Raw genomic sequence first — 19,964 nt, forward strand, 5'->3', positions numbered from 1 at the left:
ATGCCCGTGACGAGCCCTATCAGAATCCTGCCGGTCCCGCTGACCCTGGCCATGGCAATCGCCCTGGCCGGTTGCGCCGGCCTGCCCGACCAGCGTCTGGCCAACGAAGCGCTCAAGCGCGGTGACACCGCGACCGCCGCGCAGAACTACCGTGCGCTGGCGGATCTGGGTTACAGCGAAGCCCAGGTGGGCCTTGCCGACATCCAGGTCGACAGCCGTGACCCCGAACAAATGAAACAGGCCGAAGCCACCTACCGCGCCGCCGCCAGTGTTTCGCCCCGTGCCCAGGCCCGACTCGGTCGTCTGCTGGTGGCCAAGCCCGGCTCCACCGAAGCCGAGCATCAGGAAGCCGAAAGCCTGCTGAAGAAAGCCGCCGCCAGTGGCGAAGGCAACACGCTGATCCCGCTCGCGATGCTGTACCTGCAATTCCCGCACAGCTTCCCGAACATCAATGCCCAGCAGCAGATCGATCAATGGCGCAAATCCGGTTACCCGGAAGCCGGCCTCGCCCAGGTGCTGCTGTATCGCACTCAGGGCACTTACGACCAACATCTGGATGACGTGGAAAAGATCTGCAAGGCCGCGCTCAATACCACCGACATCTGCTACGTCGAGCTGGCCACGGTCTATCAGAAACGTGGCGCGCCGGACCAGCAGGCCGAGCTGATCAAACAAATGCAGGCCGGTTACAGCCGCGGCACCGTCAGTGCTCAGCGGGTGGATTCGGTGGCCCGTGTGCTGGCCGATTCGACCCTGGGCAAGACCGACGAAAAAACCGCGCAGTTGCTGCTCGAACTGATCGCTCCGGGCTACCCGGCGTCGTGGGTCACCCTCGCACAACTGCTCTACGATTTCCCGGAACTGGGCGACGTCGACCAGATGATGAAGTACCTGGACAACGGCCGCGCCGCCGATCAGCCGCGCGCCGAACTGCTGCTGGGCAAGCTCTACTACGAAGGCAAACTGGTCCCGGCCGACGCGAAAGTCGCCGAGGAACATTTCCAGAAAGCCGTCGGCCGCGAAGTCGCTGCCGACTACTACCTCGGCCAGATCTACCGCCGTGGCTACCTGGGCAAGGTCTATCCGCAGAAGGCCCTCGACCATCTGCTGACCGCTGCGCGCAACGGCCAGAACAGCGCCGACTTCGCCATCGCCCAGCTGTTTTCCCAAGGCAAGGGCACCCAGCCCGACCCGGTCAACGCCTACGTGTTCAGTCAGTTGGCCAAGGCGCAAAACACCCCGCAAGCGGATGAGCTGGCGACCACCCTCGCCGCGCAACTGCCGCCCGAGCGCCTGGCCGAAGCCCAGCGCCTGCTGCAACAGGAACAGGCAACCCGTGGCGCCCTGAACCAGAACACGCTGCAACTGCACGCCCTGCAAGAAGAAGACGGCGAGGAAAAATTATGAAATTGAATCCCTTTGTGAAGGCCGGCATTGGCCTCACGTTCGCGCTGATCTGGTCTTGCCCGACCCTGGCCGCGATGACGGAATCGAAGAACTTCGGCCTCGAAGTGAAAATCACCGGCCAGTCCGAAGACGACCGCGACCTCGGCACCGCCAGCGGCGGCGATGTCAATGGCCTCGGCCTCGATCTGCGTCCGTGGGTCTACGGCGAAAGCGGCGCGTGGAGCGCCTACGCAATGGGCCAGGCCGTGACCTCGACCGACATCATCGAGACCGACACCCTGCAGCAGTCCGACGGTGAACAAACCACCGACAACGGCGACCGCAAGACCAAGAAAAACTACCTGGCGATGCGCGAGTTCTGGGTCGGCTACAGCGGCCTGACGCCCTACCCCGGCGAGATCCTCAAGTTCGGTCGCCAGCGCCTGCGCAACGACGACGGCCAGTGGCGCGACACCAACATCGAAGCCTTGAACTGGACTTTCGACACCACCCTGCTGCGGGCCAACGCCGGTGTCGCCGAACGCTTCAGCGAATACCGCACCGACTTGAAAGAGCTGGCGCCGAAAGACAAGGATCGCCTGCACGCCTACGCCGATGCCGCTTATCAGTGGACACCGGGCAACTGGGTCGGCATTCGCGGCCACCACACCCATGACGACGGCAAGCTCGACTACGCCGAACCCGGCGTACCACGTGATTCGCTGGATAAAACCCAGAACGGCGACATCAGCTGGCTCGGCCTGACCGCTGACAGCGACGCCTACAACTGGCGCAACACCAACACCGTCAACTACTGGGGCAGCATCACCGGTATGAGCGGCGACCGCGACACGGTCAACGCCCTCAACGCCGATGGCACCCGCCCGGCACAGGCCAAGCGCAGCGACAACGTCGACGGCTGGGCCACCGACATCGGTGTGCGTCTGCGCCTCGATCCGCAGTGGCAGGTCGGTGCGGCGTATGCCCGTGCCAGCGCCGATTACGAACAGAACGGCCTGGAAAGCAACCGCTCGAACTACACCGGCACTCGCTCGCGGGTTCACCGTTTCGGCGAGGCCTTCCGTGGCGAAATGAACAACATGCAGACCGCCACCCTGTTCGGTTCGTGGATGCTCAACGACCAGTACGACGCCAGCCTGATCTACCACAAGTTCTGGCGCGTGGACGGCAACAAGCCGGTGGGCAGCAACGGCATCAATGCCGTGGAAAACAACACCGACGACGTCACCGGCGCAATCCTCTCCAGCACCTCGCTGCCACTGCAGGACGGCAACAAGGATCTGGGCCAGGAAATGGATCTGGTAGTCACCAAGTACTTCAAGCAAGGCTTGCTGCCGGCGGCGCTGAGCCAGTCGATCGACGAGCCTTCGGCGCTGGTGCGTTTCCGTGGCGGTGTGTTCAAGCCGGGTGATGCCTACGGCAGCCAGGTCGATTCGTACATGCACCGCGCGTTCATCGACGTGATCTGGCGCTTCTGATGCTGACCGCCAAGGGAGTGCCCGACATGAACAGTGCCCGCAAAGGCTCACTCAGCCTGCTGGCCGGCGCGATGCTGCTGGCCTCGGCCGGCGCCTTCGCCAGTGTGGAACCGGCCAAACCCGTGACCACCGCCAAGGAGCTGCAACAGGCCAAGACCTACACCGTCAGCAGCGCGCCGACCGAAGCGCTGGAACTGGCCAAGCCGACATTGCCCGACCTCTCCGGCTACACCGCCGAAGCCGCCGCCGCGAAAATCGTGCGCAGCAAACCGGGCAAGATCAGCGTGCGCCGGATGATGCAGGAAGACGCCCTGAAAGACTTCATCGGCGGCGACAACAAGATGGCCGAATGGGTGGTGCGTCAGCACGGCATCCCGCAGGCGATCTTCGTTGACGACGGCTACATGAACCTGAAAGAACTGGCGCAGAAACTGCCCAAGCAGTACTTCAGCGAAACCTCGCCGGGCGTCTACCTGGCCAAGTTGCCGATCGTGGTCGGCCGCAAAGGCATCCTCGAAATCGACGGCCAGACCCAGGAGCTGCGTCTCTCGCAAGAGGCTGGTTCGTTCCTGGTCAACGACGGTCAGCTGTTCGTGCGTGACACCAAGGTCACCGGCTGGCGCGAGAAGGAAAACGGCCCGGCGACGTTCCGTTCGCCGAAGGAATTCCGTCCGTTCCTGCTGGCCTGGGGCGGCACCGAGACCTACATCGTCAACAGCAAGATGGCCAGCTTCGGCTACGCCAACAGTAAGTCCTACGGGGTGAGTATTTCCCAGTACACGCCGAACATGGCCAAGGTGCTCAAGCGTCCCGAGCCGACCGGCTGGATCGTCGGTTCCGAGTTCTCGGACATGTGGTACGGCTTCTACTGCTACGAGACCCGCGACTTCGTGGTCAAGGGCAACACCTACAAGGACAACATCGTCTACGGCATCGACCCGCACGACCGTTCCCACGGTCTGATCATTGCCGAGAACACGGTGTACGGCACGAAGAAGAAGCACGGGATCATCATTTCCCGTGAGGTGAACGACAGCTTCATCTTCAACAACAAAAGCTACGACAACCACCTCTCGGGGCTGGTGATCGACCGTAACAGCGTCAACAACATCATTGCCTACAACGAGATCTACAAGAACCACACCGACGGCATCACCCTCTACGAGTCTGCCGACAACCTGCTGTGGGGCAACAAGGTCATCAGCAACAAGCGCCACGGCATCCGTATTCGTAACAGCGTGAACATTCGCCTCTACGAGAACGTCGCCATGGCCAACGGCCTGACCGGCGTCTACGGGCACATCAAGGACCTGACCGACACCGACCGTGACATCAAGCTCGACCCGTTCGACGCCCAGGTCTCGCTGATCGTGGTCGGCGGTGAACTGGCGGCCAACGGCAGCGGCCCGATGGCTATCGATTCGCCCCTGAGTGTCGAGCTGTATCGCGTGTCGATGCTGGCGCCGACCAAATCCAGCGGCATCAGCTTCAACGGCATCCTCGGCGAGCGCCAGGATGAAATTCTCGACCTGCTGGTGCGCCAGCAGAAAGCCGTGCTGATCGACCCTGTCGAACGCCAGACCGAATTGCAGGACTGAGGATAATTTTATGCACCCACACTTGATCAAATTACTCAGCCTGTCGGCCCTGACCGTAGGCATTCTGGCGGCCAGCAACGGCGCCCGCGCGGACGACGTGAAAGCGCCGACGTTCACCGCCGAACCGTGCTGCAGCCTGTGCCCGGCGGCCCACGACGCGAAGAACTACACCACCCGCTACCAGCAGAACTTCACCACCCTGGTGCAGGCGCAGGGCGACTGGTTGTTCCGGACCCAGGAAGATTTGCGCACCGAGTTCAACACCACCCCGGCCGGCTACAAACGCCTGCAACAGCTGCACGATGCGTTCAAGGCCAAAGGCGTCGAACTGGTGATCGTCTACCAGCCGACCCGTGGCTTGGTGAACCGCAACAAGCTCAACCCGGCGGAGAAAGCCGCGTTCGATTACGAGAAAGCGCTGGGCAACTACAAGACCATGCTTGGCCGTTTCGCCAAGATGGGTTACGTGGTGCCGGACCTGTCGCCGCTGACCAACGAATCGCTACCGGAGACCCTGCCCGCCCACGATTTCTATTTCCGCGGTGACCAGCACTGGACGCCGTACGGCGCCCAGCGCACGGCGAAAATCGTCGCAGAGAAGGTCAAGCAGATTCCGGCCTTCGCCGACATTCCCAAGCGCGAGTTCGAAACCAAACGCTCCGGGCGCATGGGCAAGACCGGCACCCTGCACAACATGGCCGGGCAACTGTGCGGCACCAGTTACGCGATCCAGTACATGGACCAGTTCACTACCGAGCCGAAAGGCGAAGCCGGTGACGGCGATCTGTTCGGTGATTCCGGCAATCCGCAAATCACCCTGGTCGGCACTTCGCACAGCGGCAAGAACTACAACTTCGCCGGCTTCCTCGAAGAAGCCATCGGCGCCGATATTCTCAACGTCGCGTTCCCCGGCGGCGGTCTGGAAGGTTCGATGCTGCAGTACCTGGGCAGCGACGAATTCCAGAAGACGCCGCCGAAAATCCTTATCTGGGAATTCTCGCCGCTGTACCGCCTCGACCAGGAAACCATCTATCGCCAGATGATGGCGCTGCTCGACAACGGCTGCGAAGGCAAAGAGGCGCAAATGTCCGCCAGCACCACGCTCAAGCCGGGCGGCAAACAAGAACTGCTGGTCAACAGCAAGAACCTGAACCTGCAGAACAGCAGCCATCAGGTCGACATCCGCTTCGCCGACACCTCGGTGAAAACCCTGCAAGCCACCCTCTGGTACATGAACGGTCGCCACGAGGACATCAAGATCGAGAAACCGGAAACCTCCGACACCGACGGTCGTTTCGCCTTTGAGCTGCGCACGGACGAAGACTGGGCCTCGCAAAACCTGCTGGCCGTCGAAGTCCAGGGTCCGGAAGCGGGCACCGCGCCACAGAAAGTCGAAGCGAAAATCTGCAAACGCAACGTATTCCCGGGCGCTGGGCAACAAACCGCTCAGGTCGGGCAATGAGGTCTGCTATGCGAAATCCGAAACTGAAAACTCTTTTGGCGCCGACACTGCTCGGGCTGGCGATCTTCGCCGGCACCGCGCAGGCCGCCGCACCACTGCGTCCGCCACAGGGCTATTTTGCGCCGGTGGATAAATTCAAGACCGGCGACAAGAGCGAAGGCTGCGATGCAATGCCGACGCCCTACACCGGGCCACTGCAATTTCGCAGCAAATACGAAGGCTCGGACAAGGCCCGCGCGACGCTGAACGTGCAGTCGGAAAAAGCCTTTCGCGACACCACCAAAGACATCACCACACTTGAGCGCGGCACTGCCAAGCGGGTGATGCAATTCATGCGCGACGGTCGCCCGGAGCAGCTCGATTGCACGCTCAACTGGCTCACCGCCTGGGCCAAGGCCGATGCGTTGATGTCGAAGGATTTCAACCACACCGGCAAATCGATGCGCAAATGGGCGCTGGGCAGCATGGCCTCTTCGTACATTCGCCTGAAGTTCTCCGACTCCCATCCGCTGGCCCAGCACCAACAGGAAGCCCAGGTGATCGAAGCCTGGTTCAGCAAAATGGCCGATCAGGTGGTCAGCGACTGGGACAACCTGCCGCTGGAGAAAACCAACAACCACTCGTACTGGGCAGCCTGGTCGGTGATGGCGACGTCGGTCGCCACCAACCGCCGCGACCTGTTCGATTGGGCGGTCAAGGAATACAAGGTCGGCGTCAATCAAATCGATGCCGACGGTTTCCTGCCGAACGAACTCAAGCGCCAGCAACGCGCCCTCGCCTACCACAACTACGCCCTGCCGCCGCTGGCGATGATCGCCAGTTTTGCCCAGGTCAATGGCGTGGATCTGCGTCAGGAAAACAACGGTGCGCTGAAACGTCTGGGTGACCGGGTGCTGGCCGGGGTGAAAGACCCGGAGCAGTTCGAGAAGAAGAACGGCAAAGAGCAGGACATGACCGACCTGAAACAGGACATGAAATTCGCCTGGCTCGAACCGTTCTGCACCCTCTACACCTGTTCGCCGGATGTGATCGAGAAGAAGCACGGCATGCAGCCGTTCAAGACCTTCCGCCTCGGCGGCGACCTGACCAAGGTCTACGACCCGTCCCATGAAAAGGGCAACAAGGGATCGTAAGGCAGAACACAAAACCCTGTGGGAGCTGGCTTGCCAGCGATTGCAATCCGACATTCAACACTGATGTCGACTGACCCGACGCTATCGCTGGCAAGCCAGCTCCCACAAAAGTTGTGGTGAATCTGGATGCAATACATCCCCCGGACTTTTCATGGGGGGTTTGGGGGGGCTTTGGCCCTTGACTGTTGGTTCAAACATGGAGAGATCGGGATGGTATTTTCATCCAACGTGTTCCTGTTTCTGTTCTTGCCGATCTTTCTCGGCTTGTACTACCTGAGCGGGCAACGCTATCGCAACCTGCTGCTGCTGATCGCCAGCTACGTGTTCTACGCGTGGTGGCGGGTGGACTTCCTGGCCCTGTTCGCCGGCGTCACCCTGTGGAACTACTGGATCGGCCTGAAAGTCGGCGCCGCCGGCGTGCGCAGCAAACCGGCCCAGCGCTGGCTGTTGCTCGGCGTGGCGGTGGACCTGTGCATCCTCGGCTACTTCAAGTACGCCAACTTCGGCGTCGAGAGCATCAACGCGATCATGACCTCGATGGGGCTCGAGCCGTTCATCCTGACCCACGTGCTGTTGCCGATCGGTATCTCGTTCTACATCTTCGAATCGATCAGCTACATCATCGACGTCTACCGCGGCGACACCCCGGCCACCCGCAACCTGATCGACTTCGCGGCGTTCGTGGCGATCTTCCCGCACCTGATCGCAGGTCCCGTGCTGCGTTTCCGTGACCTGGCCGACCAGTTCAACAACCGCACCCACACCCTCGACAAGTTCTCCGAGGGCTGCACCCGGTTCATGCAGGGTTTCATCAAGAAGGTATTCATCGCCGACACCCTCGCCGTGGTGGCCGACCATTGCTTCGCCCTGCAAAACCCGACCACGGGCGATGCCTGGCTTGGCGCGCTGGCCTACACCGCACAGCTGTATTTCGACTTCTCCGGTTACAGCGACATGGCCATCGGCCTGGGCCTGATGATGGGTTTCCGCTTCATGGAAAACTTCAAGCAGCCGTACATCAGCCAGTCGATCACCGAGTTCTGGCGCCGCTGGCACATCAGCCTGTCGACCTGGCTGCGTGACTACCTGTACATCACGCTTGGCGGTAACCGCAAAGGCACGCTGATGACCTATCGCAACCTGTTCCTGACCATGCTGCTCGGTGGTCTGTGGCACGGCGCGAACATCACCTACATCGTCTGGGGTGCGTGGCACGGCATGTGGCTGGCGATCGAAAAAATGCTCGGCCTGAACACTGCGCCGCGCCGCCTCAACCCGATCCGCTGGGCGCTGACCTTCCTGCTGGTGGTCATGGGCTGGGTGATCTTCCGCGCGGAAAACCTGCACGTTGCCGGCCGCATGTACGGCGCGATGTTCAGCTTCGGCGACTGGTCGCTGTCGGAACTCAACCAGGCCAGCCTCACCGGCCTGCAAGTGGCAACTCTGGTGGTGGCTTACGTGACCCTGGCGTTCTTCGGCCTGCGCGATCTGTACACCAACCAGCCGCCAGCCAAGAGCAAACCTGAAGTCAACGTCGAGGCCAACGGCCCGGCCACGGCGACGCCGGGAATGATCAAGGCAGCCCCGGGCGAAAACCCGGCGAGCATCCATGAGCCTGGCTACACCGTCGGCGTCGAAGCCCAGGTGCAACCGGCCTACTGGACCGCGGACTGGTCGCGCTACGTGATGCGCGGGCTGATCCTGCTGCTGTTCATCGCCTCGATTCTCAAACTCTCGGCGCAAAGCTTCTCGCCGTTCCTTTACTTCCAGTTCTGAGGGATCTGACATGACCCGCTCATTACGCATTTTCTACATCGCGCTGTTTCTGGTGACCCTGCTGGTGCTCGGTCTGTGGTCGGTGCGCAGCTTCTTCGGCTTCAGCACCAACGCCGATGCGACAGTGCTCAACGGCCGCTGGACCAAAGCCGTGGAAACCCACTACGACGATGAATTCCCGATCAAGCGCCTGGGCACCAACCTTTGGGCCGCGCTGGATTTCAAACTGTTCAACGAAGGTCGTCCGGGCGTGGTGCTCGGTCGCGATCAATGGTTGTACAGCGATGAGGAATTCAACCCGATCGTCAACGAAGAGCTGAACCTGCAAGGCAACTACGCGCTGGTCGAAGGCGTGCGCCAGACCCTGAAAGAGAAAGGCGTGAAACTGGTGATGGCGATCGTGCCGGCCAAGGCTCGCCTGTACCCGGAACACCTGGGTGAAGTGAAACCGGCGAGCATCCACGCCAATCTCTATCAGGATTTCCACGCCCGTGTCGCGGCGGACAAGATCCTCGCCCCCGACCTGCTCGGCCCGCTGCAAAAGGCCAAGCAGAACGGTCAGCAAGTGTTCCTGCGCACCGACACCCACTGGACACCTGAAGGCGCGGAAATCGCCGCCAACACCCTGGCCAAGACCATCTCCGACAAGTTCCCGCTCAGCGGCGAGCCGCAAAACTTTGTCACCACACCGGCGGAGAAAGTCACGCACAAGGGCGACCTGCGTCTGTTCCTGCCGCTGGATCCGCTGTTCGAAAACCTGATGCCGGCCAAGGAACCGCTGCAAAAGCGCAACACCGTGGCCGTCGAGCAACCTGCCGGGGACGACGCGCTGTTCGCCAACAGCGAAGTGCCGGTGGCCCTGATCGGCACCAGCTACAGCGCCAACCCGAACTGGAACTTTGTCGGTGCGCTCAAGCAAGCGCTGCACAGCGACGTGGTCAATTACGCCGAAGACGGCCACGGCCCGATCCTGCCGATGCTCAGCTACCTGAAAAGCGACGACTTCAAGAACAGCCCGCCACAGGTGCTGATCTGGGAGTTTCCTGAACGATATCTGCCTGTGAACAACGAAATCGGCGACGCCGACCCGCAGTGGGTCGCAGAGCTCAAACAAGCCGGCGCTCGCCAACAAAACGTAGCCATCAACACTAAATCCGAGACGCCCGATCGGGCGCAAAACTGAAAGAGAGGTAACACCATGACTTTCACTACTACTCCTCGTCGTCTCGCCAAACGCTTCGCTCTGGTTGCGGGTCTGAGCGTGCTGTCGGTCCAGGCCTTCGCCGGTGGCGACGCCGCGCTGTACGGCCCGACCGCTCCGAAAGGCTCGACCTTCGTACGGGTCTACAACGCCAGCAACGCTGAAGTCAGCGCCACCGTCGGCAGCACCAATCTGAGCGACGTTGCGCCACTGGCCAGCAGCGACTTCAGCTTCATGCCGGGCGGTGACTACAGCGCCAAGGTCGGCAGCCAGACCCTGCCGGTGAAACTCGCCAGTGACCACTACTACACCCTGGTCAACAACGCTTCCGGCGCGCCGCAACTGATCGAAGAACCGCCGTTCAAGAACAAGCAGAAATCCCTGGTGCGCGTGCAGAACCTCAGCGACAAACCGCTGACCCTGAAGACCGCCGACGGCAAGACCGAGGTGGTGCCGAACGTGGCCGCCAAGGGCCGTGGCGAGCGTGAAATCAACCCGGTGAAAGTCAGCCTGGCGCTGTACGAAGGCGACAAGAAAGTCGGCGACGTAAAACCGGTCGCCCTGGAGCGCGGTGAGGCAGCGGTGCTGTACGTCACCGGCAACGGCAGCAACCTGTCGCCAGTCTGGGTAAAACGCCCGGTGTCGACTCGCTAATCGCTCGAGCTATCAGCTACAAGCCTCAAGCTGCAAGTGAAGTGCTTCTAACTCGCCACTTGCAGCTTGCAGCTCCCAACTGCATTTTTAGGAGTAAACAATATGATTCCGGTGATCTTGTCAGGTGGTAGCGGCTCACGTCTTTGGCCGCTTTCGCGCAAGCAGTTTCCCAAGCAGTTCCTCGCCCTGACCGGCGAACACACACTGTTCCAGCAAACCCTCGAGCGTCTGGTGTTCGAAGGCATGGACACCCCGATCGTGGTCTGCAACAAGGATCACCGCTTCATCGTCAACGAGCAGTTGGCCAGCCGCAACCTGGAATGCCAACGCATCCTGATGGAGCCGTTCGGCCGCAACACCGCGCCGGCCGTGGCCCTGACCGCGATGATGCTGGTCAATGAAGGTCGCGACGAACTGATGCTGGTGCTGCCGGCCGACCACGTTCTCGAAGACCAGAAAGCCCTGCAACGCGCCCTGGCCCTGGCCACCGTCGCTGCTGAAAACGGCGAGATGGTGCTGTTCGGCGTACCGGCCACCAAACCGGAAACCGGTTACGGCTACATCAAGTCCACCGGTGATTCGCTGCTGCCGGAAGGCGTCAGCCGCGTCTCGCACTTCGTGGAAAAACCCGACGTCAAACGCGCCACCGAGTACGTTGAGTCCGGCGGTTACTACTGGAACAGCGGCATGTTCCTGTTCCGCGCCAGCCGTTTCCTCGAAGAACTGAAAAAACATGATCCGGACATCTATGACACCTGCCTGCTGACCCTCGAGCGCAGCCAGCAGGATGCCGACACCGTCACCCTGGACGAAGCCACCTTCGCCTGCTGCCCGGACAACTCCATCGACTATTCCGTGATGGAAAAAACCCAGCGCGCCTGCGTGGTACCGCTGACCGCCGGCTGGAGCGATGTCGGCTGCTGGTCGTCGCTGTGGGAGGTCAACGAGAAGGACGCCAACGGCAACGTCAGCAAGGGCGACGTGGTCATCCAGGACAGCAAGAACTGCATGATCCACGGCAACGGCAAACTGGTGTCGGTGATCGGTCTGGAAAACATCGTGGTGGTCGAAACCAAGGACGCCATGATGATCGCCCACAAGGACAAGGTTCAGGGCGTCAAGCAGATGGTCAACACCCTCAACGCTCAGGGCCGCAGCGAAACCCAGAACCACTGCGAGGTGTACCGTCCGTGGGGCTCGTACGACTCGGTGGACATGGGTGGCCGCTTCCAGGTCAAGCACATCTCGGTCAAGCCGGGCGCGTGCCTGTCGCTGCAGATGCACCACCACCGCGCCGAACACTGGATCGTGGTCAGCGGCACCGCCGAAGTGACCTGTGACGAGAACGTATTCCTGCTCACTGAAAACCAGTCGACCTACATCCCGATCGCCTCGGTGCATCGCCTGCGCAACCCGGGCAAGATCCCGCTGGAAATCATCGAAGTCCAGTCGGGCTCGTACCTGGGTGAAGACGACATCGAACGCTTCGAAGATATCTACGGTCGCTCGACTCCGGTCGAACGTGGCGTGTCGGTGAAAACCATCGCGCAGTAAGCGTTCCGTAAAACAAGAAGCCCCCGTCCAACCCGCTGCGTCCCCTATCCACAGTGGGTTGGGCGGGGGCTTTTTACTGACGCTCATAAAGCGCTGGAGGTACCGGCCTTAACTTTTTTGTGCCATGTACTGACGGTTACCGATCCGGGAATTTTGATTTCAAGTGTTCCGTGGAATGACTTGTCGAGACTGTCCAGCATTGTCCGTGCATCCATTCTTCCCACCTGCACCGGACTGATTCCCGAATTGCCTATCAGCAATGCCTTCAACTCTTTCAATCGGCCTCTGATCATGGGAACTGCGCTCAAGTCGGATGAGTGCTTCGGATCAAGCACATCCGGGGAAGCAAAAAACTCCAGGCTGTCGTAGCTGTCACCAAAGGCGCTCCTGAGTGCATTGTCGTCCTCAAGGTCATACTCTGCGAAATGCGTCATGCCCGCTAGAAATCTGCGCTCGTTCACTTCTCCGTTGATGGATAAAAGAAAGAAGGTGAACCCCATATTCCCAGCCTTGGTCCAATCCTTTTCGCTGGTATTGCCACCTTTTCCACCCAACGCCTTCAATTTGCCGTTGACCAGAGAAAAGTTTGACTTGATGTCCATATGTGCCGGTGCCGCGCCCTTCGTCGCGAAGTTGTATGAGTAATGACGCAGGGTAAACTTCAAGTCTTTGGTCTTTTCGAGCACCGCAGGTGTTGCCTTTGTAGTTTTGAACTTGAGCTTGCCCTCGGTAATTTCGTTCATCATGGTGTAGGGCTTCACTCTGTCCGTGTCGCTGTAATTGTCCTTGTACGATTCAAATATCTCGATTGCCGTACGCACTGCCGATTTGGAATTCGACTCCTCTCCCTGCTCGTCAAAAAACGTCATAGGGTTATTGCGCACCATCCGGAAAAGGTTAGGGCCATCGGCCTTTATGCCCGCCGGATCCGGACTGGCCCAGCGCTGCAGCCAGGGTACGTAATAGCGATAACCGTAGTAGCACAGCCTGGTCGCGTCACGCTCCTTGCCCGAGTAACGCACGAATTTGTAACTGTGTTCGCCGTCCTGCCAGGCGGTTGTACCGAAAGGGTGGAAACGCTCCTGACTGATGATCGCGCCGTCGTCGGCGGTTTCCAGGCTGATGGACCCCAAATGATCGGCACATCCGTATCGATACCGATCGTTGACGCTCGCGGGTGGCGCACTGTCCCAGTGCAGTACTCGAACACTGTTGAGCTCGCCCTCGACGGTGATGACCTGCAACCGCTCGCCTGTTCCGTTATCGCTGCGCAACTCCAATCCCGGTAAATAGCGCACTTCGGCAACCTCGGTGCGTGCGTTGGTCTTTAATGAGCGGATCTTGCGCACTCGCTGGCCGTCATCGCCGTAGAGATAAACCTCCTGGTCACTCTCACCGGAGGCACGCTCCACCGGGCTCACCGATTGCAGTTGATTGCTCAGGTTCCAGCTCAGCAATTGACCAGGCTCCAACTGCAGCAAATTTCCCCTGTGATCGAATGCCGCCTTGATTTGCTCCTCGGTGGGTGGCGTGACGTCATACGGGAGACTGCGGTTGCTGTACCGCGCTGGCTTCAGGTTGCGTCCATGGCCTTGTGGGCCAAAGTGAATCAATTCGCACAGATTGCCGCTGGCGTCATATTTGTAAGTCTGCCGATAGTTGCTGACCGCCGCCGGATCGACGCGTCCTATCGATTGCGGGCCCTGACTGACACTGCCAGCCTCCCAACCGAACGCGATGATCAACTGAGACAGGCTGTCGTAGACAAACCGGCTGACCGGCTCTATCCGCTGATTGGCGAAATAGCGGATCGGCAGCGCCTTGTCTTCGATGCTCAAGACATTGCCCATCCGGTCATAGCTATAAATCCGGTGTTGCAGTACTCGGCTGGCGGCATCTTCATCACGGCGGGCCGTCAGGCGACCGTCCTGCGGACGATACGTCAGCGTGGCCACCACTCCGTTGCCGGCCGTTTCCCGCTCGATGCTGCCATCCGCGCCGTAGCGGATGTCACTGACCAGCGTCTGCTCGCGCTGGCCCTTCAACTGCAACCGACGCTCATGCAAGCGACCATCGACCGTCAGCGCGAAAACATGCCGGTTGTCCCTGGGGTCGGTCTGTTCCAGCACATCGCCCTGTGCACCGAAGCGCCGTCGGGTCGTCGCCCCCGCTCCGGGTTCAAGCAAGGCTGACCGATCCGCCTCCCGCTCCGGCCAGTCAGGTGCCAGCGGTTCCAGCGTGAAGTGGCGGATGTCTTCGGTGCAAGGGCCGCTGATTGCAAACGCGTTGAACAGCACGCTGCCCGCCGGATGATCATGACGAATCAGCTGTCCGAACTGGTTTTGCGACTGATCCCCGCTGCCGGGATGACCGTAGGTCAGGCGCTCGACACAACGCCGAGGCACGCCTGCCCCCTGTTCGAATATCGCGACGGGGCGCAGCAAATTGTCGTGCTCAATCTCACGCTGCGTCTGACGGCTGTCCCAACTGAACAGCGTTTGCGCGGCGAGCCCCTTCAACTCGATTTGCGTGCCGGCATCGACGCTGTCCGAACGAATCACCGCGGCGTCCAGAGCAAACACCCGCTTCAGATTGGCCGGCGTCAGCGGGTCGTCGGCTTGCGACAGCCAAAGTCGCGGATCCCACTGTTTCACCGCATGCCCTGCCGGATCGTGAAGCGTGCGGTTGATCCTAGGCTCGACAGGGGCGCCCTCGACGGTTCGACAATAGTCGACCGTGCGGACCAACAAGCCGCGCGGGTCGACCACAGACAATCTCGGCGTATTGATGTGCAAGCTCATTAACCGTGCGTCCTCGCGCGACCGGCGTTTTCTGTACCTCTGGCATCTGAACAAGCACAACGCTGTTTCGGCTACTGTCAGAAATTACAGTCCCGACCAATGGCGCCCTCGATCGATCCGCGAATGTCCATTCCTGCGCCCCTTCGGTAGGATGGTCATCACGAGTTCAAGGAGTGTTAGAACATGTTCATCGGCGTCTTGCTGGTCATCACTTGGCTGATCCTGCTGTTGCGCTACCCGGCCAAGGCCTTGCCGGTGTCGATGGCCGCCGCTGTCGGCCTGGGGCTGGTGGCGATGTGGGTGGTGTGGCTGGACAACCGCGAGGTCAAGCAACTGGCGCGCCTTGAACTGCGCATCGTTTATGCCCCCGAACACTGCCCGGCCGACCGTCCGCTGTTGCTCAAGTTGAACAATGGCAACGACGTGCCGCTGACCGAACTGCGCTGGCGCATTGCCGCGTACGCGCCGGGCGATACCGTGAACCTGGCCGACAATCAATACGCCGCCCCACGCTATCGCGGCCCGGGCGAATTGCAGGCCGGCGGCAACTGGGAAGACTGCCTGCCGATGCCGCCGTTGCGCCCCGGTTATCGCCCGCAAACCCTGGAGTTTCGCGCCGAGCGCTTGCAGGGTAGTTTCTCCGACTGATCCCCCCTCCCACTGTTTTGCACAAGGAATGCGCCATGCCCGTTGCGTTGATTACCGGTTGTTCCAGCGGCATCGGCCGCGCCCTCGCCGATGCCTTCAAAAGTGCCGGCTACGAGGTCTGGGCCAGTGCGCGCAAGGCTGAAGATGTCGCGACACTCGGCGCTGCCGGATTTACTGCCGTGCAGCTCGACGTCAATGACAATGCCGCGCTGGAACAACTGGCCGAGCGAATCAACCAGCAACACGGCGGCCTCGATGTGCTGATCAACAATGCCGGTTACGGCGCCATGGGGCCGCTGCTCGACGGCGGTGTTTCAGCCATGCAGCGCCAGTTCGAAACCAACGTGTTTTCGATTGTCGGCGTGACCCGTGCGCTGTTCCCGGTGCTGCGCCGGGCCAAAGGCCTGGTGGTGAATGTCGGCAGTGTTTCCGGGGTGCTGGTCACGCCATTTGCCGGCGCCTATTGCGCCTCGAAAGCGGCGGTGCATGCGTTGAGCGATGCGTTGCGCATGGAGCTGGCGCCGTTCGGAATTCGCGTGATGGAAGTGCAGCCGGGGGCGATTCAGTCCAGTTTCGCCAAGAATGCCGGGCATGAGGCCGAACAATTGATCAACGAACAATCGCCGTGGTTTCCGTTGCGCGAAGGCATCCGGGCGCGGGCCAAAGCGTCCCAGGACAAACCGACGCCAGCCAGCGAATTTGCCGCCGAATTGCTCAAGGCTGTGCAGCAGAGCAAGCCACCGCGACTGATCCGCATCGGCAATGGCAGTCGGGCGCTGCCGCTGCTGGCAACGCTGTTACCCAAAGGCTTGCTGGAATCGACGTTGATGAAGCGCTTCGGCTTGCGCGGGCAGCTCTGAGATCGCGTCAGCCCCGTCGCGGGCAAGCCACGCTCCCACAGGTTTAGCGGTGCACTCAGATATTCAGTGCGACACAAAAGCCTGTGTGGCGAGCTTGCTCGCGAACGGCTACGACGCGGTCTGTCAGTTATCCACAACGTCCTGCTTCACCACAACGGTGCAGGTAATCCCCGCCGCCAGCAGCACCCCTTCCGGCACTTCATCAATGTGAATCCGCACCGGCACTCGCTGAGCCAGGCGCACCCAGTTGAAGGTCGGGTTCACATCGGCGATCAGCTCGCGGCTTTCCGGGTTGTCGCGGTCGTAGATGCCGCGGGAAATACTTTCCACATGGCCCTTGAGGACTTCGCCGCTCATCAGTTGCATATCCGCTTTATCGCCGACCCGCACGTGAGGCAGTTTGGTTTCTTCGAAGAAGCCATAGACCCAGAAAGAGTTCATGTCGACCACGGCCATTTTCGCTTCGCCAATACGGGCGTAGTCGCCGCGATGGACGTTGAGGTTGGTCACGTAGCCGTCCACCGCCGCCCGCACTTCGGTGCGTTTGAGGTTGAGTTCGGCGGCTTCCAGTTGCGCCTGGGCCTGTTGGTAATCGGCCAGTGCGGAGTCGGCGATGTTGCTGGCGTCGTCGCGGTTTTCCTTGGAGATCACCAGGTTGTCGAGGTCGGCGCGGCGATGGGCGTTGACCTTGCGCATCTCCCACGTGGCCTTGCGCGAAGCGACCAGCGACTGCGCCTGTTTCACCGCCAGGCGATAGTGCTCGGGGTCGATCTGCATCAGCAGATCACCTTTTTTCACCAACTGGTTGTCACGTACCGGCACGTCCACCACTTCACCGGTGACGTCGGCGGCGACGTTGATGATGTCGGCGCGCACCCGGCCGTCGCGGGTCCACGGGGTGTTCATGTAGTGCTCCCACAACGTGCGGCCGATCCACAGCGCCAGGGCCAGCACCAGCAGGGTCGCGAGCAGGCTGAAAAACTTTTTCATCGGGACAATTCTCAGACTCAACGGTAGACAGTCAGCGCCATCGCGCCGAACAGACAGGTAAACAGGCTCAGGCGCAGCAGCGCCGGGTGCCAGAAGAAGCGGTACAGATCAAAGCCCGACAGGAACCGGTCCAGCGCCCAGGCCAATGCCGCGGCGACGAAAAACATCAGGGTCATGGTCGGCATGTACACGCCGTGGAAGGCGATTTCACGAGGCATGGGCAAGTCCTTCGGGCTTGGCGATGGCGTAGGCAGCAAGGGGCGATTGCGGGTCGAGCAACGAGGTGCGGATGAAGTGCAGGTAGCTTTTCACCCGCCGCAGCGCCGAGGTATCGAAGTGCGGGGCGAACGGTTCGTCAGTGGCGGCGACCCGGCTGATCGCGTGATCCACCGCGACCAGTGCGCGTTCCAGATTGCTTGAATTCGGTTGCAGGAACAGCCGCACCAGCGAGCGCCCCATGACCCGGATTGCCTGCCGCCACGGTTGCGACTCGGCATACGCCGGGTGCACCGGCAGGATCGCCTGTTCCTTGCGCAACTCGATGATCGCGTGGCCGACTTCAAGCACCACGAACATCCAGCGCAGCAGGTTCTTCTGCACCAACGGCTGACCGGCCGCGAGGCCGTAAGCCTGATGCATCAGATCGCGCGTGCGGCTTTCGAAACTCGACGCCAGCCCCTTGAGTTTGCCGCTGATGGCGTACACCACTTGTCCGCGCAGGTCCTGCTCCAGGCGCTGCCACAACCAGCGGCTGTTCGGCGGCAGAATGATCGCCCCCGCCGCCGCGCAGACCAGCATGCCCATGACCATGGCGATGTAGTCGTTGATGAAGGTGTAGGGGTTGTAGATCGTCAGGTTGTCCGGCACCGAACCGGTGCTGAAAAAGATCAGCAGGCCGAGGCCGACACCGGCGTATTGCGGCCGCGAGGTGAGGAACGAGCCGAGCACGATCACCGGCGCGAGCATCACGCACAACAGTGGAAAACCGTCGATCCACGGGAAGATGAAAAACATCTCGACGAAGCCGATCAGCGCTCCGAGGAACGTGCCGCAGGCCATCTGGAACGCCATGCGTTTCGGGTTAGGCGTCGCCGCCGACAAGCCCACGGTGGCGGCGGCGATCAGGGTCATGGTCGCGCCGCTCGGCCACGCGGTGGCGACCCAGTAACTGCCGAGCACGATCAGGATGAATGACGCGCGAATCCCTGAAGCCGCTGCGGCCCACCAACTGGTTTGCGGGGTGAACGGCTCGTCCCAGCGCTCGCGTTCGTGGCGGTGATCGGCCAGCGACGCGTGAGTCTGTGCATAACTGTGCAGGTCATCGACGAAGCGATAGAGCAGCTCATACGCGGTGTGGAAATCCAGTTGCTCGGCGTCGCTCGGCTCGCTCTCCTGAAAGATCGCCCGCAGGCTGCGCACCCGCGCCGGCAAGGCTTCCTTGTAGACAGCGAGCGCCTGTACCAGACGCGCCGCGTCCGGGCTGGTCAGGGCGCGGCCGCTGAAGCCGTCGAGTACTTCGGCCAGATCCTGCAGGCCCGGCTTGATCGCCGCTTCCACGTGATCGGCACCGTTGCGGCGCAAGCGTTCGAGCAACTGGTGCAAGGCGTTGAAACGCGTGGTGATGCCCATGAATTCGCTGTTCAGGCGACTGAGGCGACCGTTGCGCCGGCGCATGTGCGGGTCTTCGAACACGGTCACGCTGCGCAGCCCTTCCAGCCCCACCGCTTCGGCGATGAAGCGCACGTTGCTGGCCTCGAACGCCTCCGGTCTGCTGCGCCCGCGCAAGCCGTCGGTGACGAACAACGCGAACACACCGAAGCGCTGATACAAGGCGTTGCGCATCGCGGCACTGGCGGTCTGCGGCAGGATCGCGGCGCTGACCAGGGTCGAGCAGAGGATCCCCAGCGAGATTTCCAGCACCCGCCACACCGCCGCCATGAACGCACCGTCGGGATGGGCGAGCGCCGGCAAACCGACCATCGCCGCCGTGTAGCCGGCCAGCACAAAACCGTAGGCGCGGAAGTTGCGGCAACGGGCGGCGCCGGCCGAGCAGATGCCGACCCAGATCGCCAGCGATCCGAGGAACAGTTCGGTGTTCTGGGCGAACAGCGAAATCAGCGTGACCATCATCGCCGACCCGGCCAGGGTGCCGAGGAAGCGATAGAAGCTCTTGGCGAACACCTGGCCGCTCTGCGGCTGCATGACGATGAACACGGTGATCATCGCCGTGCGCGGTTGCGGCAGTTCCAGGCGCATCGCCAGCCAAAGGGTCAGGAATGCGGCAATCAACACCTTGAAGATGTAGACCCAGGTCACGCCGTCGCTGCGCGCCCATTCGAAGAAACCCCGGCGCCATTCCAGGGAGTAGAGCCAGCGCAAAGGTGCGGGCAAGGGAGTCATTA

General features: G+C 61.3%; 15 protein-coding genes. 11 read left to right on the forward strand and 4 right to left on the reverse strand.

Going from position 1 to position 19,964, the window contains the following annotated elements; genetic code table 11:
* The 9 genes from algK (at position 1) to QLG12_RS19900 (ending at position 12,263) form a co-directional block, all read left to right on the forward strand.
* Positions 1–1,407 carry an alginate biosynthesis TPR repeat lipoprotein AlgK gene (gene algK / locus QLG12_RS19860; RefSeq protein ID WP_282475112.1) on the forward strand — a complete coding sequence of 469 codons (1,407 nt, stop codon included), beginning with the start codon at positions 1–3 and terminating at the stop codon, positions 1,405–1,407.
* Positions 1,404–2,885 carry an alginate export family protein gene (locus tag QLG12_RS19865; RefSeq protein WP_064382459.1) on the forward strand — a complete coding sequence of 494 codons (1,482 nt, stop codon included), beginning with the start codon at positions 1,404–1,406 and terminating at the stop codon, positions 2,883–2,885. The genes algK and QLG12_RS19865 overlap by 4 nt, the downstream gene beginning before the upstream one ends.
* A 26-nt stretch (positions 2,886–2,911) precedes the next feature.
* Positions 2,912–4,483, forward strand: a complete 1,572-nt coding sequence (algG, locus tag QLG12_RS19870; RefSeq protein ID WP_282475113.1) for a mannuronan 5-epimerase AlgG — start codon at positions 2,912–2,914, stop codon at positions 4,481–4,483.
* Positions 4,484–4,493: 10 nt separating this feature from the next.
* On the forward strand, positions 4,494–5,945 hold the full coding sequence (locus QLG12_RS19875) for an alginate O-acetyltransferase (RefSeq protein WP_236193188.1): 1,452 nt from the start codon (positions 4,494–4,496) through the stop codon (positions 5,943–5,945).
* 8 nt (positions 5,946–5,953) lie between these two features.
* The gene (locus tag QLG12_RS19880) at positions 5,954–7,078 is read left to right on the forward strand and encodes a mannuronate-specific alginate lyase (RefSeq protein WP_282475114.1); all 1,125 of its coding nucleotides are present in this window, start codon (positions 5,954–5,956) and stop codon (positions 7,076–7,078) included.
* 210 nt (positions 7,079–7,288) lie between these two features.
* Positions 7,289–8,854 carry an MBOAT family protein gene (locus tag QLG12_RS19885; protein ID WP_282475115.1) on the forward strand — a complete coding sequence of 522 codons (1,566 nt, stop codon included), beginning with the start codon at positions 7,289–7,291 and terminating at the stop codon, positions 8,852–8,854.
* Positions 8,855–8,864: 10 nt separating this feature from the next.
* Positions 8,865–10,037: an alginate O-acetyltransferase gene (locus tag QLG12_RS19890; protein WP_197869750.1), complete on the forward strand. Its 1,173-nt coding sequence runs from the start codon at positions 8,865–8,867 to the stop codon at positions 10,035–10,037.
* A 15-nt stretch (positions 10,038–10,052) separates the two neighbouring features.
* On the forward strand, positions 10,053–10,709 hold the full coding sequence (locus QLG12_RS19895) for an alginate O-acetyltransferase AlgF (RefSeq protein WP_197869749.1): 657 nt from the start codon (positions 10,053–10,055) through the stop codon (positions 10,707–10,709).
* Between the two features lie 102 nt (positions 10,710–10,811).
* On the forward strand, positions 10,812–12,263 hold the full coding sequence (locus tag QLG12_RS19900) for a mannose-1-phosphate guanylyltransferase/mannose-6-phosphate isomerase (RefSeq protein ID WP_064382465.1): 1,452 nt from the start codon (positions 10,812–10,814) through the stop codon (positions 12,261–12,263).
* Positions 12,264–12,346: 83 nt separating this feature from the next.
* Here the strand turns inward: QLG12_RS19900 and QLG12_RS19905 are convergent, their stop codons facing one another.
* A complete protein-coding gene (locus tag QLG12_RS19905) occupies positions 12,347–15,064 on the reverse strand; it encodes an RHS repeat-associated core domain-containing protein (protein ID WP_282475116.1) in 2,718 nt (905 codons plus the stop codon).
* A 183-nt stretch (positions 15,065–15,247) separates the two neighbouring features.
* Between QLG12_RS19905 and QLG12_RS19910 the strand changes: the two genes are divergently transcribed.
* Together QLG12_RS19910 and QLG12_RS19915 are read left to right on the forward strand one after the other, a co-directional pair.
* Positions 15,248–15,712, forward strand: coding sequence for a hypothetical protein (locus tag QLG12_RS19910; RefSeq protein WP_064382468.1), 465 nt, complete (start codon positions 15,248–15,250; stop codon positions 15,710–15,712).
* Positions 15,713–15,747: 35 nt separating this feature from the next.
* Positions 15,748–16,572 carry an SDR family oxidoreductase gene (locus QLG12_RS19915; protein ID WP_197869747.1) on the forward strand — a complete coding sequence of 275 codons (825 nt, stop codon included), beginning with the start codon at positions 15,748–15,750 and terminating at the stop codon, positions 16,570–16,572.
* A gap of 123 nt (positions 16,573–16,695) precedes the next feature.
* On the opposite strand, the gene QLG12_RS19920 is transcribed toward QLG12_RS19915, so the two are convergent.
* From QLG12_RS19920 to QLG12_RS19930, 3 genes are read right to left on the reverse strand one after another with little or no spacing between them, the layout of a single operon-like run.
* A complete protein-coding gene (locus QLG12_RS19920; protein WP_064382470.1) occupies positions 16,696–17,562 on the reverse strand; it encodes an HlyD family secretion protein in 867 nt (288 codons plus the stop codon).
* A 17-nt stretch (positions 17,563–17,579) separates the two neighbouring features.
* Entirely contained in the window at positions 17,580–17,780 is a 201-nt protein-coding gene (locus QLG12_RS19925) for a DUF1656 domain-containing protein (protein ID WP_003221811.1), read from the reverse strand.
* On the reverse strand, positions 17,770–19,962 hold the full coding sequence (locus tag QLG12_RS19930; protein ID WP_282475117.1) for an FUSC family protein: 2,193 nt from the start codon (positions 19,960–19,962) through the stop codon (positions 17,770–17,772). The genes QLG12_RS19925 and QLG12_RS19930 overlap by 11 nt, the downstream gene beginning before the upstream one ends.
* Between the last annotated feature and the right edge of the window lie 2 nt (positions 19,963–19,964).

Source organism: Pseudomonas sp. V88_4 (assembly GCF_029967985.1).
Classification (GTDB): Bacteria; Pseudomonadota; Gammaproteobacteria; order Pseudomonadales; family Pseudomonadaceae; genus Aquipseudomonas; species Aquipseudomonas glycinae.

Coding starts and splice junctions, on each gene's coding strand:
- algK (WP_282475112.1), top strand. CDS start 1: ATGCCCGTGACGAGCCCTATCAGAATCCTGCCGGTCCCGCTGACCCTG.
- QLG12_RS19865 (WP_064382459.1), top strand. CDS start 1,404: ATGAAATTGAATCCCTTTGTGAAGGCCGGCATTGGCCTCACGTTCGCG.
- algG (WP_282475113.1), top strand. CDS start 2,912: ATGAACAGTGCCCGCAAAGGCTCACTCAGCCTGCTGGCCGGCGCGATG.
- QLG12_RS19875 (WP_236193188.1), top strand. CDS start 4,494: ATGCACCCACACTTGATCAAATTACTCAGCCTGTCGGCCCTGACCGTA.
- QLG12_RS19880 (WP_282475114.1), top strand. CDS start 5,954: ATGCGAAATCCGAAACTGAAAACTCTTTTGGCGCCGACACTGCTCGGG.
- QLG12_RS19885 (WP_282475115.1), top strand. CDS start 7,289: ATGGTATTTTCATCCAACGTGTTCCTGTTTCTGTTCTTGCCGATCTTT.
- QLG12_RS19890 (WP_197869750.1), top strand. CDS start 8,865: ATGACCCGCTCATTACGCATTTTCTACATCGCGCTGTTTCTGGTGACC.
- QLG12_RS19895 (WP_197869749.1), top strand. CDS start 10,053: ATGACTTTCACTACTACTCCTCGTCGTCTCGCCAAACGCTTCGCTCTG.
- QLG12_RS19900 (WP_064382465.1), top strand. CDS start 10,812: ATGATTCCGGTGATCTTGTCAGGTGGTAGCGGCTCACGTCTTTGGCCG.
- QLG12_RS19905 (WP_282475116.1), bottom strand. CDS start 15,064: ATGAGCTTGCACATCAATACGCCGAGATTGTCTGTGGTCGACCCGCGC.
- QLG12_RS19910 (WP_064382468.1), top strand. CDS start 15,248: ATGTTCATCGGCGTCTTGCTGGTCATCACTTGGCTGATCCTGCTGTTG.
- QLG12_RS19915 (WP_197869747.1), top strand. CDS start 15,748: ATGCCCGTTGCGTTGATTACCGGTTGTTCCAGCGGCATCGGCCGCGCC.
- QLG12_RS19920 (WP_064382470.1), bottom strand. CDS start 17,562: ATGAAAAAGTTTTTCAGCCTGCTCGCGACCCTGCTGGTGCTGGCCCTG.
- QLG12_RS19925 (WP_003221811.1), bottom strand. CDS start 17,780: ATGCCTCGTGAAATCGCCTTCCACGGCGTGTACATGCCGACCATGACC.
- QLG12_RS19930 (WP_282475117.1), bottom strand. CDS start 19,962: ATGACTCCCTTGCCCGCACCTTTGCGCTGGCTCTACTCCCTGGAATGG.